Raw genomic sequence first — 17,116 nt, 5'->3', positions numbered from 1 at the left:
ACGCAACCACCACCACCGAACATAAAACGGCCACCCACCCGGCGGTCCTGGCATGCGAACTCTTCGGCTTCGGCACCTCCAATGGTCGGGTCCATCGAGAGGAACTTGTAATACAAGTTCGCTACTTGTAGCATAAGACCTGCGGGCGATGTTGCCCCCTTCCGCTTCCAAGGAGAACCCATGAGCACCGTCGACCTGATCCGGCACGTCAAACTTTCCACTGCGAGGCTCCCGCTGGCCGTTCCCATCAGCGACGCCAAGGTCTTCACCGGCCGTCAGAAACCCATGACCGAGGTAGTCTTCCTCTTCGCCGAGATCACCACCGAACAGGGCCACAGCGGAATTGGCTTCAGCTACTCCAAGCGAGCCGGCGGGCCTGCCCAGTACGCCCACGCCAAAGAAGTTGCCGATGGCATCATCGGCGAGGACCCCAACGACATCGGCAAGATCTACACCAAACTCCTCTGGGCCGGGGCATCCGTTGGCCGCTCCGGCGTAGCCACCCAGGCCTTGGCCGCCATCGACATCGCCCTCTACGATCTCAAGGCCAAGCGTGCCGGCCTGCCCTTGGCCAAACTCCTGGGCTCGTACCGTGACTCCGTGCAGACCTACAACACCTCAGGCGGCTTCCTCAACGCGACCTTGGATGAGGTCAAGGCACGTGCCACCCAGTCCATCCACGAAGGCATCGGCGGCATCAAGATCAAGGTCGGACTCCCGGACAGCAAGGAGGACCTGCGCCGCGTCGCCGGGATCCGCGAACACATCGGCTGGGACGTTCCGCTCATGGTGGACGCCAACCAGCAGTGGGACCGCGCCACCGCGCTGCGCATGGGCCGCCAGCTCGAGGAGTTCAACCTCGTGTGGATCGAAGAGCCGCTGGACGCATACGACTTCGAGGGCCACGCCCACCTCGCCGCCGTCCTGGACACGCCCATCGCCACAGGCGAGATGCTGGCCTCGGTAGCCGAACACAAGGGCCTCATCAACGCCAACGGCTGCGACATCATCCAGCCCGACGCTCCCCGCGTCGGCGGCATCACCCAGTTCCTCCGCCTCGCCGCCCTCGCGGACGAACGCGGTCTGGGCTTGGCACCGCACTTCGCCATGGAGATCCACCTGCACCTCGCCGCCGCCTACCCGCGCGAGCCGTGGGTGGAGCACTTCGACTGGCTGGACCCGCTGTTCAACGAGCGCCTCGAAACCAAGAACGGCCGCATGATCGTCCCAGACCGCCCCGGCCTCGGCGTGAGCCTCAGTGACCAGGCCCGCGCCTGGACCACCGAGACAGTGGAGTTCGGCGCGTAATCTTGAAGCCATGAGCCGGAACCTGACCGCGGACCTCGCCGCCGATCTTCGCAACCGCATAGTCGACGGCGACATCCAGCCCGGGGACAAGCTACCGAGCGAAAACACGCTGATCGGCGAGTTTGGCGTGAGCCGCACCGTGGTCCGGGCCGCTCTTACCCGCCTTCAGGCGGAGGGACTCGTGGAGACCGAACGCGGGCGGGGCAGCTTCGCGCTGTCCCCGCCCCCGGACGGCCCGACGGCGGCAAACGGCACCAGGGCTGTGGTCACCATGGAAGACCGGATTCACCTGCTGGAGTTCCGAATCGGCGTCGAGTCCGAGGCCGCCGCCCTCGCCGCCGGGAACCGCACCGACCGCCAACTCAAGGCAATGTTGAACGCGCTCGAGGACTTCACGGCCGGCGTGGAGCACCCGGCGCACGCCATGAAGGCGGACTACGAGTTCCACCGAGCCATCGCCGCAGCCTCAGGCAACCCGTTCTACTCCGACTGCTTGGCCTCCCTCGGGCAGACCATGATCGCCATGCCCCGGACGCGGCTGATGACCGGAACCGAGCACTACGCCCGGGACCACTTCGAGCAGGTGGTTCACGAGCACGGATCCATCTATGCCGCCATCGCAGATGGTGACGAATCGTCGTCGTCGGCTGCCATGCGCAGCCACCTCGCTAACTCACGGCGACGGCTCCGGGCCGGACGCCAGTAGTTCCGGCCTGCCGGTCAGGGCGTACCCAGTCAGGACGGGCCGATCAGGACCCGCCAGGCGCCAGCCGGGCCGGTCAGAACGTCTCGATCAGCTTCAGAAGCCGAAGGACCGCGGGGTTGGCTGTTTCTTCGTTCCATGCCAGCTCCAAGTCCACCCGGTTCAGCTCCTGAATGCCGTGCCGTCCGTCGATCTCATGGAATTCCACTCCTGTGGGGGCGAAAGCCATTGCCGAGGCGGGGACAAGTGTCACACCAAGCCCGGCTTGGACGAAGGCCAGGAGAGCGGGAACCTGGCTGGCGTACTGGGTGATGTTGGCGTGGGCGCCGGCGCTGGCGAACAGCCGGAGCACCAGGTCATGGAAATAACGGGCCTCCTTGGTGGAGTACATCAGCAACGGAAGCCTGTCCAGGGACCCGAGTGGCAGCGACTCCCCCTGCGGCGCCGCCATGTTGCCCAGCAACGAACTGCCCTCGGGCAGCGCCACCACCAGACGGTCCTGCATGAGCGGCCGGGACACTACGCCCGGCCGGGCCACGATGGGCCGCAGCAGGCCGATGTCCACGCTGCCCTTCACCAGGCCGTCCATCTGGTCCGTTGAGACCAGTTCCCGGAGTACAAAGGACACCCCCGGCATTCCCTCCGCGGCTCGCCGCAGCATCAGCGGCAGCGCGCTCTGCCCGGCTATGGCCGTGTACCCCACAGTGATGGCGCCCGCTTCGCCGGACGAGACCCGGCGGACATCCAGGTCCGTCTTGATGCACATGTCCAGGATCTGCCGTGCCCGCGGAAGCAGGGTGGCGCCGGCGGCGGTCAACTCCACCTTCCTGCTGGTGCGGCCGAAGAGCTGGGCTCCCAGCTTCTTCTCCAGCATCTGTATCTGGCGGCTCAACGGCGGCTGCGTCATGTTGAGCCGCTCCGCCGCAGCGCCGAAGTGAAGCTCTTCAGCGACGGCCACGAACGCTTCTAACTGGGGTAGGGAAAACATTCATACCTTTACTGAATTGTTGAGTGCGCAAATTAGCTTGGACGTGGATCGATGACTCCCCTTATGGTCGGGGAACGGAGCAGGTAAATCAACCCCGAGCCAACCCAAGGAGCACAGCGCAGTGGACCAGGCATACGATCCCGCCCAGTACGTCGACCAGGCCAGGATAACGGGCGTCTTCATCACCCCGGTGGCCTTCAAGGACCCACCGCTCCTGAACACCGTCGGCGTCCACGAACCGTTCGCGCTGCGGGCCATCGTGGAGGTCCAGACGGACGCCGGCGTATCTGGCTTCGGTGAAACCTACGGCGACGCCGGCCACATTGCCCGGCTCCAGCTCGCAGCTGCCGCCCTGCCCGGGACGGACATTTTCAACATCAACCGGCTGCGCAGCCGGATCACCGAGGCACTGCAGCAGGACAACATCCAGGGCGGCCACGGCATGAGCGGCATGGTGACCGGCTCGAGCACAGCTGACCGCGTGCTGTCCGCGTTCGACGTCGCAGCCTTGGATATCCAGGGCAAACTCCTCGGCCGGCCGGTCAGCGACCTCCTAGGCGGCGCTGTCCGAGACTCTGTGCAGTTCAGCGGGTACCTGTTCTACAAGTGGGCGGGCCACCCCGGCCAGGAGGACGATGGCTGGGGTGCGGCCTTGGACCCTGCCGGGATCGTGAAGCAGGCCCGGACCATGGTGGACCGCTACGGTTTCACCGCCCTTAAACTCAAGGCCGGCGTCTTCGCACCGGAAGAAGAGATCGCGGCCATCCAGGCCCTCCGTGCGGAATTCCCCGACCTGCCGCTCCGCATTGATCCTAACGGTGCGTGGACGGTGGAGACCTCCATTCGCGTGGGCAAGGAATTGCACGGCGTTCTGGAGTACCTCGAGGACCCCACGCCCGGCATTGATGGCATGGCGGCCGTGCGCCGTGAGGTGGGCATGCCGCTGGCCACGAACATGTGCGTGGTCAGCTTCGCGGACGTGGCGCCCGCCGTGGCTGCCGGCGCAGTGGATGTCATCCTCTCGGACCACCACTTCTGGGGCGGCCTCCGCCGAACCCAGTTCCTGGCCGGCATCACCGAAACGTTCGGCCTGGGGCTGTCAATGCACTCGAATTCCCATCTGGGCATCAGCCTTGCCGCCATGGTCCATTTGGCGGCGGCAACCCCCAACCTCGACTATGCGTCCGACACCCACTGGCCGTGGAAGGACCCGTCGGAGGACGTCATTGCCGGCGGCGTGTTCACGTTCAAGGACGGCGCCGTCAAGGTCCCCACCGGCCCGGGCCTGGGGGTCGAGGTAGACCGCGACGCCCTGGATCGCCTGCACCGCCAGTACCTGGACTGCGGGATCAGGAGCCGGGATGACACTGGCTACATGCAGCGGCTCCAACCCTCCTATGAGCTTCAGAGCCCCCGGTGGTAAACGCCGGGGAGCGGGCTTCGGGCGGCGTGCAATCGCTGAAGATCGTGGTCACGGACCCTATCATCAGCCGCTTCGAGGACCGGCTAAGGGCCGACGGCGGCGCCTACCACTGGGACATGGCTGCGGCTTGGACTCCCGAACGCCGGCTTACCGCCCTCGCGGGTGCCGACGTCGTGGTTTGCTCCTCCCTCGGCCCCGCGGAAGCGGAGGCTGCCGGCCGCGTGCGGCTGGTGCATGTCACGGGCGCAGGCTACGACAAGATTTCTTTCCCTCATCTGGCGCCGTCGGCTCAGGTGGCCAACACCTTCCACCACGCACGGCCCATCGCCGAGCACGTCATGATGGTCACGCTCATGCTTTCGCGCAATGTGGCTGCCGCCGACCGGGAGGTCCGCCAAGGAAAGTGGCGCACCATCGCAACGGACGACGACGTGCCTTTCCATCCCGTTCTCGCCGACCTGACGCTGGGGCTGGTGGGCCTGGGCTCCATCGGCGCCGAGGTGGCCCGAGTCGGCGGAATGCTGGGCATGAAGGTCCGGGCTGTCCGGCGCAACCCTTCGGCCCCTCTTCCGGAGGGGGTCCGCCTCGACTGGGTCGGAGGAAACCACGAGCTCCACAGGCTTCTGGCCGCGTCGGACATCGTTGTGGTGACGGTGCCGCTGGATCCCGGAACGGAGGGAATGATCGGGACCACTGAACTGGCCAGCATGAAACGCTCGGCGTTCCTCATTAATGTGGCCCGCGGTCCCGTGGTTGACCAGGCCGCGCTCTACGCAGCCCTGAAGGAACGCCGCATCGCCGGAGCAGGCCTCGACGTCTGGTGGGGGTCGCCCGCGGACGGTGTGGTCCCGCCGGCAGAACTGCCTTTCGCGGCGCTGGAGAACACCGTACTGACGCCGCACCATTCGGGCCATGCACGGGTCACTTTTGAACGCAGGGCAGCGGACATTGCCGCCAACATCGGGCGACTGGCCCGCGCAGGGAAACTTCTGAACCTGGTGCCGCGGCCGGTTCCGGCTACGTAGTTGCCAGGACCAGCTGCACGATCAGCAGGACGCTACCCAGCGCCGACGCCCCCAGGGCCAGGGCCTTGAGGCGCACCGCGTTGAGGAAGCGGTTAACAAACCGGGAAGCCGCGTAGCCGCCCACAGCCGCCGGTACCATCCACATCGCCAACACCAGCATTTCGGCCGAGACCGCACCGGCGATCCAGAGCATCATCATGGAAATCGACGAACCCACCATAAAGAATGCGCTCATGGTGGCGCGCAGCCGGGGTCCATCGTGGCCTTGCCAGACCAACGCCATAGGCGGGCCGCCAATCGACGTGGCCGTTCCCATGACGCCGGACGCCGCGCCTGCCGCGATCAGGTTTACCCGGACAGGCCGGGGCGCCCAGCCGCGGCCTGCCAGCACCAGTCCGGTCAGCACTACGGCCACGACCATCCAGGCAAGGCCTTCCTTGGACAGGGCGGCCACCAGCCACGCGCCGAGGAAGCTTCCGGGAACCCGGCCCACCAGCGCCCAGCCTGCGCCCCGCAAATCCAGGCTTTGCCGCTCCCGCACCGTCACCATCACGGTGACCAGAAACGCGAGGAGGATCAGCGTGGCCGGCAGCAGCGCCGGATCCACCATCGCGATCACCGGCGCCGCCAGCATGCCCATGCCGAATCCGCTGGATGCCTGCAGGCACGCGGCCAGGAAGATCACCCCGGCAATGATGGCGTATTCGGCACCCGTCACGGGGCGGAGGCGGTGGCAGGCGCAGTCGCGATAGGGACGGAGGCGCTGGTGGCCTTCAGGCCCTTGATGGAATCGAGCGGGAAGTGGCACTCTGCAACGTGCCGCGTACCGAGGGCCGAGAGGACCTGCGGTTCCGGCGCAACCTCACTGCAGATGTCCTGGGCTTGCCAGCACCGCGTCCGGAAGCGGCAGCCCGACGGCGGATCCAACGGAGAGGGCAACTCACCTTCGAGGACAATCCTGTCCTGCTTCGCACCGCTGACGTCGAGCTTCGGGGACGCCGACATCAGGGCAGCCGTGTAGGGGTGCCGTGGATGGTCAAAGACCTCTTCCGTGGCTCCCGTCTCGATGATCCGTCCGAGATACATCACCGCGACCCTGTCTGCCACGTGGCGGACCACGGTCAGGTCGTGCGAGATGAAGATGTAGGAGACCCCGAGCTCCTGCTGGAGCTCATTGAGCAGATTAAGGACCTGTGCCTGGACGGAAAGGTCCAAGGCCGAGACCGGCTCATCGAGGATGATGACATCGGGGTTCAGGGCCAGGGCCCGGGCAATTCCGATGCGCTGGCGCTGGCCGCCGGAGAACTCCTGCGGCGACTTGCATGCATCCGAGGGTCGCAGACCCACCATGTGCAGCAGTTCGCGGACCCGGGCTTCGCGTTCCCTGGACGTCGGGTAGAGGCCACGGTGGGTGGCCCACGGCTCGGTGATGATGTCCCCTGCGTTCATCCGGGCATTCAGCGAGGCGAACGGGTCCTGGAAAACCATCTGCACCCGCCGTCGCCAGCTCAGCAGCTCCTTCCCGCGGAGCCCGAAAGGATTGGTCCCTTCAAAACTGACAGCCCCTTCATCCGGGGTTTCCAGCATCATCAGGGTCCGGGCCAGGGTGGACTTGCCGCAGCCGGACTCACCCACCAGGCCCAGCGTTTCACCGCGGCCAACGGTCAGGCTGATCCCGTCCAGGGCCTTGAGCCGCGTATTGCCGCTGGCGCTCTTGGCCACGTGGAACGTCTTGGTCAGGCCATCAATTTTCAGAAGCGGCTCAGACATTGTTGATCTCCTCGCTGAAGTGGCAGGCGGCGGCGCGGGCAGGCCGCGGCTCGTTGCCGGAAGGGACGTTCAAAGCGCTGCCCGTGACAGCGGCGCCAAGTCCGGTGACCGCACCGCCGACCGGACCGGTGCCCGCACCACTGACCGGACGGAGCGCCGGCCGTTCCGCACAGCAGATTTCCTGGACCAACGGGCATCGGGACTGATAGACACATCCGGCGGGGATGTCGTGGAGCTCCGGCGGGCTGCCAGCAATGGACTTGAGCTGTGCGCCGCGCTCCAGGTGGACCGGCACCGATTCCAGCAGCCCCTTGGTGTAGGGATGGCGGGGGTCGGCGAAGACTTCGAAGACCGGCCCGCTCTCCACTACGTTGCCGGCGTACATTACAGCCACGGAATCGGCCTCCTCAGCCACCACCGCGAGGTCGTGGGTGATCAGGATGACAGCCATCTGGCCCTCTTCGCGGAGCTTCCGGAGCAGCTGCATGATTTGCGCCTGGACCGTGACGTCCAGGGCGGTGGTGGGTTCATCGGCGATCAGCAGGCGGGGATTGAGGGCCACGGCCATGGCGATGAGGATGCGCTGGCGCATGCCACCGGAGAACTGGTGCGGGTAGGAGTTGACCCGGGACTCCGGTTCAGGGATTCCCACGCGCTTCATCAGATCAATCGCCTCAACCCGGGCCTCCTTGGCACTCAGGCCGCGGTGGATGCGGAAGGCCTCGCCGAGTTGGGTGCCAACCGTATAAACGGGGTTCAGGGCAGTCAGGGCGTCCTGGAAGACGATGCCCAGCTCGGGCCCGGCAAACTTGAGCCGTTGCTTGGGAGTGAGGGCAGCGAGATCGGTGCCGTTGAGGTTGATCTCGCCGTCGGCCAGATCGCAGACGGGGTCCATGATCCCGGCCAGTGCCTTGGCCGTCATGGATTTTCCGCAGCCGGATTCCCCGAGCAGCGCCAGGGTTTCTCCGGCCCTGGCTTCGAAGGCCACACTGTTGACGGCGCGCACGGTGCCGCGGTGCGTGCGGATGTCCACCGCAAGGTCGCGGACCTTAAGGACGACGTCGTGTGCCTTCGCCTGCCCTGTTGCTGTGCCTGCGGCTGCGGCTGCGGCTGCGGCACGCGAGCGTTTTGCGGGTGCTGGGTCGGTAGCTGTTTTCACGGCTGTGTCTCCTTGGCTGGGATGCGGGCGATCAGCCGCTTGCGGGGAAGTGCGAGGCGCCAGCGCTGGGCCGGATCGGTGGCGATCCGCAGCCAGGCGGCAAGGACGTTGGCCGCGATGGTGGTGACCACGATGGCGACGCCGGGGAAAATCGACAGCCACCACGCGGTCTGCAGATACTGTCGGCCTTGGGAGACCATCAGGCCCCAACTGACATCCGGCGGCTGAATGCCGATGCCCAGGAAGCTCAGCGAGGACTCGGCCAGCATCACGTAACAACACTCGAGCGTAGCCAGCGTCAGCAGCGTCGGCAGCACCACGGGAATGACGTGCCGGACGATGATCGCATTCGGCTTGGCACCGAACGTGCGCGCCGCATCCACAAACGTCCGGCTCTGGAGCTCGGCCGATTCGGCGCGCGCCGTCCGCAGGTAAATGGGAATGCGGGTGAGGGCCAAAATCAGCACGATGTTCGCTGAGCTGGGGCTGAACACGTAAAGCACGACGACGGCGAGCAGCAGGGACGGGAAACTCATGATCACGTCGGCGATGCGCATGGACACGTTCTCACGCCAGCCCCGGTGGTACCCGGCCCAAACGCCCCAGAGGGAGCCAACAATGAGGGCCACTGCCACCGCAGGCAAGGCGACGGAGAAGGTGGTACGGCTGGCTACCACCAGCCGGGCCAGCATGCTGCGGCCCAGGGAATCGCTGCCGAGGAAGTATTCCCAGCCGTGCGCGAAGGTGAAGGGTGCTTTGTTGGCGAACAACAGGTTCTGCTTGGTGGCCAGATCGCCCATCAGGGCAGGGCCGATGAGGGCTGTCAGGCCGATGAGGATAAGGACCAGTGCCGAGACGGTGGCAAAGCGGTCCTTGAGCAGGAGGCGGAAGAGACTGAGCTTTCCATCCTGCTTGCTGTCCTTCTTACCATTGCTCGTACCGTCGCTATTTCCTTCCGGGAGGGCCGCCGGCAGCTGCGCCCGAGCCGCACCTTCAGTCAATGAACTCTTCATGGCTACTCCTAAGCCTTTACCGTGACGGGACGGACGCGTGCGTCCAGCAGCGCATAACCCATGTCGATGAGGATATTCAGGGCGAAGATCGCGACAGCGGTGAGCAGGACGGCTGCTTGCAGGACAGCGAAGTCCCGCTGCAGGATCGAATCGATCATGAGCTTCCCGATGCCCGGCCAGCCGAAAATGGTTTCCACCACAACGGCGCCGTTGACCAGGCCCACCGTCAGGTCCCCGGCCACGGTCAGCGCGGGGGCGGCCGCATTACGCAGCGCGTGATGCGTAACGACCCGGAGTTCGCCTGCTCCACGGCTGCGGGCCAGCTTGATGTAGGGCTCAGAAAGCGCGGAGACCATGGAACCGCGGACTATCTGGACCAGCACACCGAACGGCCGCAGGAGCAGCGTGGCGATGGGCAGCACCCAGGCACCGGCTCCCGACACGCCTGATGTCGGAAGCCAGCCCAAGGTGATGGCGAACACCCAGATTCCCACGATTGCCAGCCAGAAATCCGGGATGGAAGCGGCAGCCATCGAGACGAAACTTGAGATACGGTCCGCAATGCCGTTCGGCTTTAATGCCGCCCAGCAACCCACCACCAGGGCCAGCAGGATGGCCAGCACCATGGTGGTGGCGGCAAGCTGCAAGGTGGCAGGAAAGGCACGCAGCGCCATGGCGGCCGCGTCCTGCCCCGTGCGCAGCGACTGGCCGAAATCGAGCCGGAGCACACCGCCGAAGTAGTCGGCCATCTGCACCGGCAGCGGCTGGTCCAAACCATTGCGCGCACTGAAGGCATCGCGCATCTGTTGCGTGGCATTCAGCGGCAGGTACAGACTGGCAGGATTTCCCGTCATCCTGGCCAGCGCGAACACACCGACGATCACCACCATCAACGGCAATGCGCTCGAGGCAATCCGCTTTCTCAAGTAGATCAGCATGGCTGTCCTTCCTCCCGGAGCCGGGTTAGCTTGCCGGGGTCATTTCCGAAACACGCAACTCATCGCCACTGGACGAGTTGGGCGTGTAGTTCACGGACTTGGCCTTGCCGATGATGCCGGTCTGGTGCGAGATGTGGGCGAACTGGACAACCTTGTCGTTTTGGTAGGCAAAGATCTCCTCGAAGTCCTTCTTCCGTTCGTCGCCCGATGCCGCGTCCGCCTTCTTGATCATGGCGTCGAACTCGGGGGTGCCGAAGTAGCTCTGGGCTCCGGTGGACAGCATGTACTGGTCCACAGTGAAGGCGGCATCGCCGGCCTGGTTTCCGTGCTGTGTCATCAGCGCCACTGCGCCTTCATCTTTTGCGAAGGGGCGGACCTGATAGGTCAGGTGCTGGCTGGTTTCCAGCATTTTGAGCTTTACGTTCAAGCCGGCCTGGCTCAGTTGCTCCTGCAGCACCTGGCCCAGTTCAGTGATCTTGGGGAACTGGGCGCTGCGGACTACCAGCGAGATCTGCGCGGACGTGTCAACGCCGTCGGCCTTGGCTTCGGCAACAAGGGACTTCGCCTTGTCCAGGTCGAACGGCCAGCCCTTCAGTGCGTCGTTGTGCCCCACGATGCCTTTAGGAACCAACTGGGCTGCCACCTGGTGCTTGCCCTGGTAGAGCGAGTTGACGATTCCTTCCTTGTCGATGGCGAAGTTGATGGCCTGGCGGACGCGGATGTCACTGAGCGGTGCTTCGTTGGCGTCGAGCCGCAGGGCCACTGTCTCGTTGTTCGGGTAGTCGACGCCGAGGTCACCGATGTTGTCGTCCGGGCTAAGCCCCATCGCGACGTCAGCTTCGCCGCTGGTGATCATGGCCGCCCGCACCGAACTTTCGGAACGCCACTGGTACTCGGCCTTGGCATAGGCGGGCTTGGCCCCCCAGTAGCCGTCCCAGCTGGACAGCGTGATCTTCTGGCCGGCGTCCCACTTCTCGATCTTGTAGGGACCGGTGCCGATCGGCTCACGGACCTTCTCCGTGGCGCTAGTCGACGTCGGGACCACTTCAAGGAACGAAAGGCGCAGCGGCAGGATGGGGTCGGGTTCCGGTGTGGTGACGGTGAGGGTAGTGGCGTTTACGGCCTTCACGGCGAGATCCGCATCGCCGAAGACATAGCCCTCTACGTTGCAGCCCAGCTTGGAGTTGACCGCCCTTTCGATGGTGAAGGCGGCGGCTTCGGCATTGAATGGCGTGCCGTCCTGGAACTTGACTCCTTCGCGCAGCTTCAGCGTCCATTCCCTATCGGTGGTGGCTTTCCATTCTGTGGCGAGCTTCGGCTCGAGCTCGCCGCTCTGGGGATTGCGTTCGATCAGCGGCTCGGTGACATTCGAGCGCACCACAACACCGGTGGAGGTCAGGTTCGATTCACAGGCTTCGAGGGTGGGCGGTTCCTGGGCGAGGACCACGCGCACCGTGCTCGATGAAGCCGCGCCCGCGTCGGAATTGGCAACTGAACAGCCGCTCAGGCCCAGCACCGCGACGGATGCAAGGGCTGGCCACCTAAGCAAGCCAGCGGAAAAGGGGAGCTTTGAAGAAGACGTCATTGGATTCCTCCGGATTGGATACTTGCGGCAGCGGGGTGCTCTTGCAGCGGTGGAGCAGGGCATCAAGAACAGGTGCTTTCGGGGCCGCGCTGGACTCAAGCTAATTGAGGGCCACAGGCTCCACAAGGCTCGTGGCGGTCGCCAGCCGCGCCCGAAGGGGCGCCGGCGAGGCGCTCGGGGTGTGTGATGGGCACCACGCTGGCCTGAAATCCGCGTGGTTCCGCCGGAGTGGTCCCATCAATTCACTTCGTGAATCGAACTATGCCATTTACATGTTGGACGCGTATGAATCGGAATCCTAGGGTGCAGTTATGAAGAACATCGCTGTCCTCCAGGTAGGGCCACTCATGCCAAGCGTTCAAGAACCCATCACAAGGGAATACGGCGCCGTGCGGCTTCCCGATTTGCCCTCCGAGCAGGAAGAGTTCCTGAGGCTGCACGGCGGGTCTTTCGAGGTGGCCGTGACTTCCGGAAAGTTCGGCGTCGGCACGGAGCTGATGCACGCGCTCCCCAACCTTCGCGCGGTCATCAACTTCGGTGTCGGCTATGACACCACCGACGTCGCCCAGGCTGCCCAGCGCGGCATCATCGTCAGCAACACGCCCGATGTCCTCAATGACTGTGTGGCGGACACTGCCATCGCCCTGTACTTGGACGTCCTGCGCCGGGTCGGCGCAGCGGACCGCTTCGTCCGCCGCGGCGACTGGCTCAGCAAAGGCAACTTCCCGCTGACCACCAAAGCCAGCGGCAAAAGGGTGGGCATCCTCGGGCTGGGCCGGATCGGACGGGTCATCGCACGCAGGCTGGAAGGTTTCGACTGCGAAATCAGCTACCACAGCCGCAATCCGGTGGACGGAGTCAGCTACGAGTACAAGGCGTCCCCGCACGAACTTGCCGCCGGTTGCGACGTACTGATTGTCGCCGCCGCCGGCGGTCCCGGTTCGGCCAGGCTCGTGGATGCCAACGTCATCGGTGCGATCGGGCCCGACGGCTACCTGATCAACATTGCCCGAGGATCTGTGGTGGATGAGGACGCCCTCGTGGCTGCCCTCCTGGCCGGACGGCTTGCAGGGGCAGGGCTGGACGTGTTCGAGGAGGAGCCGAAGGTCCCGGAAGACCTCCTCGCCCTCGAAAATGTGGTCCTTCTGCCGCACCTGGGGAGCGGGACCCACGAAACGAGGGCGGCGATGGCAGAGCTGACGCTCGCGAACCTGCGGCAGTTCGTGGCCACCGGTTCGGTCCTGACGGCGGTGCAGGCATCAGCGTCGCAGTCGGCTACGTAGCAAGCCAAGAGGGCCGTGCGGCCCTCAGTGCCGCCATCGAGGAGGCTGCACTACGAGGGACCGCGCTGCAGATCATGGGCCCGGACGCGGGCGAAGTGTCCGCCGAGGCGGAGTCGGACATCCGCGCCGCCATCGCCGCGGCAGCGGCAGCGGGTGTGCAGGCCTCACTGCGCCCCAGCGAAGGCAATGACGCTGGACCGCATGATCGACGCCTCCTACGAGGAGGGTGTCGAGCTGACAGTGATCGGGGTCCGGCGGCGCTCCCCGGTGGGGAAGCTCTTCCTGGGCAGCACTGCCCAGCGGGTCATCCTGGAAGCTGGCTGCCCGGTCACGGCAGTAAAAGCAGACGTCGGCCCGCGCATCTGAGCCAGGGGGCTGCACAGTGCCCTGGAGGTATCAAGCAATGCAAAATATGTGTTGGACGTGCATCACTGCGGTTGAATAAAGTCGAGGGGAAGCTGTGGCGGGGACCACAAAGGCCGGCCTCCCGGCCGCCCCCGCAGCGTAGGCTTGTTGATCTATCAAAGAGGATTTTCCCATGCAGTCTGTAGACACCGCTGTCACGGATCTGGCTTCGGCCACGAAGAAATTTTTCCGGCGAGTGCTGCCCATCATGCTGGTCATGCTCGTCTGTAACCAGCTGAACCGCTCCAACATCGGCTACGCCCAGGATCACCTGCAGGCGGACGTCGGAATCGGTGCCGCGGCCTACGGCTTTGGAGCCGGGCTGTTCTTCATCGCCTACGCCATCTTCGAACTTCCCAGCAACGTGATGATGGAGAAGTTCGGTGCCAAGATTTGGCTCACCCGGATCATGATCAGCTGGGGCATCGTCTCTTTCCTGATGGTGTTTGTTCAGAACGAGACCATGTTCTACGTTCTGCGGTTCCTGCTGGGCGCAGCCGAAGCCGGGTTCTTTCCCGCGGTCATTTTCTACTTCGCCCGCTGGGTGCCGGCCGGCCAGCGGGGCAAGGCCACCGCCGTCTTCATCGCGGGATCGTCAGTCGCCGCGGCGCTGTCCGGCCCGATCGCTGGAGTGCTTCTCAGCCTCCACGATGTCGCGGGCCTGCGCGGCTGGCAATGGCTGTTCGGCTTCGAGGGACTGCTGTCCGTCACGGTCGGGATGGCCGTATTCTTCGTCCTCGACGCCAGGATCCAAGATGCCAAATGGCTCACGGCAGGGGAAAAATCCGCACTCGCCGGCGCCATTGACCGTGAGGATGCCCAGCACTCAGCCGGAAGCGGCGACAAGGTCAACCGCTGGAAGATGCTCCTGAATCCGCAGATTCTCCTGCTTTGCGGCATCTACTTCTCCGTGCAGCTCTCCATCTACGCCAACACCTTCTGGCTTCCCAGCATCGTCAAGCAGATCCCCGGCACCACCGACTTGAGCGTCGGCTTCCTTTCGGCCATACCCTGGGTCTGCGCCGTCTTCGCCATGTACTTCGCCGCCAAATGGCAGGACAAAGCCAAATCCAAGCGTCCCCTGCTCGTGGTTGCCCTGCTCGTTGCAGCCGTGGGAACGTTTGCGGCAGCCGTCGCCACCCCGGTTCTGGCGCTGGTATTCCTGGCCGTCGCCGCCATGGGCTTCAAGAGCGCCTCGCCGCTTTTCTGGACCATCCCCCAGTCCGGTCTGCACCCGCTGGTCCTCGCCCCCGCCATCGCCATCATCAACTCCCTGGGCAATCTGGGCGGATTCGTGGCCCCGTTTGGATTCGGCATCATCAAGGAACAGACCGGAAGCGTGGTACCGGGACTCTTCGCCCTGGCCGCCGCCTCCACGGTGGCTGCCGGCCTCGTCTACTTCCTGAAGGAACGCAAGGCCGCCAACTCCCCGGACGGAACTGAGGCCCGGCCTGAAGGGGAAACCCCCGTTGAGGCGAATGCCCGGCCGAAGGTCGCCGTCAACAAATAATCGGTCAACAAATAATCGTTCAACCAAACCCTCAATCGGACCGGGTCCGGCAGCTCTGCTGCCGGGCCCGTAGGTCTAGAGTGACCCGCTGGCCGCCGTCTGGCCGGAGCCAAGAGACTCGCGATCGATCTGAGGCGTACACGTTACGAGAACGGCTGCTGAAACCCCAGCCACGCCTACCGTCCGGCAGCGGCGGCTCCGTCGTAGAGGCAAGGCCTACGGCTCCGCAGACGAGCCAGCCGCAGACCAGCCACAGACCGTTGTGGCAAAAAAGAAACCCCGGTCCGAAGACCGGGGTTTTCCTTGATTGCGTGCGCGAGGGGGGATTTGAACCCCCACGCCCTTTCGGACACTGGCACCTGAAGCCAGCGCGTCTGCCGTTCCGCCACTCGCGCGCATCTTCTTCCATTCGATTCCAGCTCCGAATCCCGGAGTTGCAACCTCGTAAAAGCAGCGAGATCAAGCATAACGGACAATCACGGCAAAATGCCAATCGGCCGTTTTGGGGCCGTCAAACCACCTGCGGACGCGCGCGTGATCCGCCCTTGTTCCTCCGCCGAACGCAGAGCATGCCCGCGTGATCACAGCAACACCGGGCGTTCGTGAATGAACGAATCGAGCGTCCGGCGCGTTGTGGATTAAGGTCATTCACAGGGGTGGCAAGTAGTATCGGATGTATAGGCGCCCGCTTCCCGGCGGGCTCACTGTTCTGTTATGACCTGCATTACCAGATGAGTTCCACGAGGTGTGCCGCCCAGCGGCTGCAAGGAAAGGAGAGGACCATGGGTTTGCTTGACAAAGTCGAGCGCGGCATCGAGAAGGCCGTCCGCGGCGTCTTCTCCACCGGTTCCAAGGCCCAGGTTGAGCCCGTGGAAATCGCCAGCCGGCTCCGCCGCGAGGTGGACCACAAGGCCATCACGATTGCCGCCGGCCGAACCCTGGCACCCAACGTCTTCGACGTGCTGCTCAGCGATGACGACTTCCAGCGGGCCCAGGAATGGGGCACGCCCCTGGCCGAGGAACTCTGCGATGTGGTGATCAACCACGTCCGCAGCCAGGGCTACACGCTGCAGGGTCCGGTCCGCATCTCGTTCCGTCGCGATGAAGCCCACCGTCCGGGAGACTTCGAAATTACCTCCAAGACCGAAAAGGCTTCCGGCCCGGCTGCCGCGGCCCCGCTGCGCGCCAACGTTCCGGCTGCGCCCAGCCGCCAGCCCGTCCGCCTGCAGCCCGTCCTGGACATCGACGGCCAGCGGTATTCACTCAACGCGCCCTCAATCGTCCTTGGCCGTTCATCAGAAGCTGACATTCTCGTGGACGACACCGGAGTCTCCCGCCGCCACCTGGAAATCCAAACAGCCGGCGGCACCACCACGGCCGTAGATCTGGGTTCCACCAACGGCAGCTACGTCAACGGACACAAAGTGGCCGGCAGCATGGAGCTCACCGACGGCTCCACCATCACGATGGGACGGACCAAAATCATTTTCCGCCTCCTGCCGGCCAACGCTGGCGGCCGCCCATGAGCGAACTGACCATCACGGCCCTGCGTTTCGGTTTCCTGCTCCTTCTCTGGGTTCTGATCTTCAGCATCGTCTCTGCTATGCGCCGCGACCTCATGATCGGCCGCAAGGCCGCCACGGGCGTCCCCACGGCCAGGCAGGTCCGCAAGAACCCCGACCTTGCCGAGCCGGCTCCTACGCCGGTGAAGCAGCAGGCCCGCCAGCTGGTGGTGACGGAAGGCCCGCTCAAGGGCCGGACCGTCCCCCTGGCTGCCAGCCCAATCTTGCTGGGCAGAGCCCAGGAAGCCACCCTGGTGCTGGAGGACGATTACGCCTCCGGCAGGCATGCACGGCTTTTCCCGCAGGGAAGCCGCTGGTTCATTGAGGACCTCGGCTCCACGAACGGCACCTATCTGGCCGACCAGCAGCTCACCCGGGCCCTCCCAGTGGACCTCGGCGTACCCGTGAGAATCGGCAAGACGGTCATCGAATTGAGGCCATAGC

16 protein-coding genes and 1 tRNA gene are annotated in these 17,116 nt (G+C 64.9%); 9 read left to right on the top strand and 8 right to left on the bottom strand.

Annotated elements, in window-relative coordinates:
- The first annotated feature begins 180 nt into the window (after positions 1-180).
- Positions 181-1,308, top strand: coding sequence for a mandelate racemase/muconate lactonizing enzyme family protein (locus LQ144_RS19210; protein ID WP_230120408.1), 1,128 nt, complete (start codon positions 181-183; stop codon positions 1,306-1,308).
- A gap of 10 nt (positions 1,309-1,318) precedes the next feature.
- Positions 1,319-2,014: a FadR/GntR family transcriptional regulator gene (locus LQ144_RS19205; protein ID WP_230120407.1), complete on the top strand. Its 696-nt coding sequence runs from the start codon at positions 1,319-1,321 to the stop codon at positions 2,012-2,014.
- Between the two features lie 73 nt (positions 2,015-2,087).
- Here LQ144_RS19205 and LQ144_RS19200 read toward each other — a convergent pair whose 3' ends face one another.
- Positions 2,088-2,999: a LysR family transcriptional regulator gene (locus tag LQ144_RS19200; RefSeq protein WP_230120406.1), complete on the bottom strand. Its 912-nt coding sequence runs from the start codon at positions 2,997-2,999 to the stop codon at positions 2,088-2,090.
- A gap of 121 nt (positions 3,000-3,120) precedes the next feature.
- Between LQ144_RS19200 and LQ144_RS19195 the strand changes: the two genes are divergently transcribed.
- Complete coding sequence (locus LQ144_RS19195) at positions 3,121-4,422, top strand: glucarate dehydratase family protein (protein WP_230120405.1); 1,302 nt, start codon at positions 3,121-3,123, stop codon at positions 4,420-4,422.
- 44 nt (positions 4,423-4,466) lie between these two features.
- On the top strand, positions 4,467-5,447 hold the full coding sequence (locus LQ144_RS19190) for a 2-hydroxyacid dehydrogenase (protein ID WP_230120404.1): 981 nt from the start codon (positions 4,467-4,469) through the stop codon (positions 5,445-5,447).
- Here LQ144_RS19190 and LQ144_RS19185 read toward each other — a convergent pair.
- From LQ144_RS19185 to LQ144_RS19160, 6 genes are read right to left on the bottom strand one after another with little or no spacing between them, the layout of a single operon-like run.
- Complete coding sequence (locus LQ144_RS19185; RefSeq protein ID WP_230120403.1) at positions 5,440-6,165, bottom strand: sulfite exporter TauE/SafE family protein; 726 nt, start codon at positions 6,163-6,165, stop codon at positions 5,440-5,442. The genes LQ144_RS19190 and LQ144_RS19185 overlap by 8 nt on opposite strands.
- The gene (locus LQ144_RS19180; RefSeq protein ID WP_230120402.1) at positions 6,162-7,217 is read right to left on the bottom strand and encodes an oligopeptide/dipeptide ABC transporter ATP-binding protein; all 1,056 of its coding nucleotides are present in this window, start codon (positions 7,215-7,217) and stop codon (positions 6,162-6,164) included. The genes LQ144_RS19185 and LQ144_RS19180 overlap by 4 nt, the downstream gene beginning before the upstream one ends.
- On the bottom strand, positions 7,210-8,376 hold the full coding sequence (locus LQ144_RS19175) for an ABC transporter ATP-binding protein (protein ID WP_230120401.1): 1,167 nt from the start codon (positions 8,374-8,376) through the stop codon (positions 7,210-7,212). Before LQ144_RS19175 ends, LQ144_RS19180 begins: the two co-directional genes overlap by 8 nt.
- The gene (locus LQ144_RS19170; protein WP_230120400.1) at positions 8,373-9,389 is read right to left on the bottom strand and encodes an ABC transporter permease; all 1,017 of its coding nucleotides are present in this window, start codon (positions 9,387-9,389) and stop codon (positions 8,373-8,375) included. The genes LQ144_RS19175 and LQ144_RS19170 overlap by 4 nt, the downstream gene beginning before the upstream one ends.
- Before the next feature lie 8 nt (positions 9,390-9,397).
- Positions 9,398-10,327 carry an ABC transporter permease gene (locus LQ144_RS19165; protein ID WP_230120399.1) on the bottom strand — a complete coding sequence of 310 codons (930 nt, stop codon included), beginning with the start codon at positions 10,325-10,327 and terminating at the stop codon, positions 9,398-9,400.
- A 25-nt stretch (positions 10,328-10,352) separates the two neighbouring features.
- Entirely contained in the window at positions 10,353-11,912 is a 1,560-nt protein-coding gene (locus LQ144_RS19160) for an ABC transporter substrate-binding protein (RefSeq protein WP_230120398.1), read from the bottom strand.
- A gap of 311 nt (positions 11,913-12,223) precedes the next feature.
- Between LQ144_RS19160 and LQ144_RS19155 the strand changes: the two genes are divergently transcribed.
- The 3 genes from LQ144_RS19155 to LQ144_RS19145 all read left to right on the top strand — a co-directional run bounded on the left by LQ144_RS19155 (position 12,224) and on the right by LQ144_RS19145 (position 15,110).
- Positions 12,224-13,195 carry a 2-hydroxyacid dehydrogenase gene (locus LQ144_RS19155; protein ID WP_230120397.1) on the top strand — a complete coding sequence of 324 codons (972 nt, stop codon included), beginning with the start codon at positions 12,224-12,226 and terminating at the stop codon, positions 13,193-13,195.
- 186 nt (positions 13,196-13,381) lie between these two features.
- Positions 13,382-13,561 (top strand): universal stress protein, encoded by a 180-nt coding sequence (locus tag LQ144_RS19150; protein WP_230120396.1) that lies wholly within the window; start codon positions 13,382-13,384, stop codon positions 13,559-13,561.
- 172 nt (positions 13,562-13,733) lie between these two features.
- Entirely contained in the window at positions 13,734-15,110 is a 1,377-nt protein-coding gene (locus LQ144_RS19145; protein WP_230120395.1) for an MFS transporter, read from the top strand.
- A 312-nt stretch (positions 15,111-15,422) separates the two neighbouring features.
- Here the strand turns inward: LQ144_RS19145 and LQ144_RS19140 are convergent.
- Positions 15,423-15,505 (bottom strand) — tRNA-Leu (locus tag LQ144_RS19140).
- Positions 15,506-15,892: 387 nt separating this feature from the next.
- On the opposite strand from LQ144_RS19140, the gene LQ144_RS19135 reads away from it, so the two are divergent.
- The gene (locus LQ144_RS19135) at positions 15,893-16,636 is read left to right on the top strand and encodes a DUF3662 and FHA domain-containing protein (protein ID WP_230120394.1); all 744 of its coding nucleotides are present in this window, start codon (positions 15,893-15,895) and stop codon (positions 16,634-16,636) included.
- Positions 16,633-17,115 carry an FHA domain-containing protein gene (locus tag LQ144_RS19130; protein WP_230120393.1) on the top strand — a complete coding sequence of 161 codons (483 nt, stop codon included), beginning with the start codon at positions 16,633-16,635 and terminating at the stop codon, positions 17,113-17,115. Before LQ144_RS19135 ends, LQ144_RS19130 begins: the two co-directional genes overlap by 4 nt.
- The last annotated feature ends 1 nt before the right edge of the window (position 17,116 follow it).

It is taken from the genome of Arthrobacter sp. Bi83, assembly GCF_918698095.1.
In the GTDB taxonomy this organism is placed as follows: domain Bacteria; phylum Actinomycetota; class Actinomycetes; order Actinomycetales; family Micrococcaceae; genus Arthrobacter.
The sequence above is the reverse complement of the archived record's forward strand: the minus strand, read 5'-3'. Positions and strand labels throughout refer to the sequence as shown.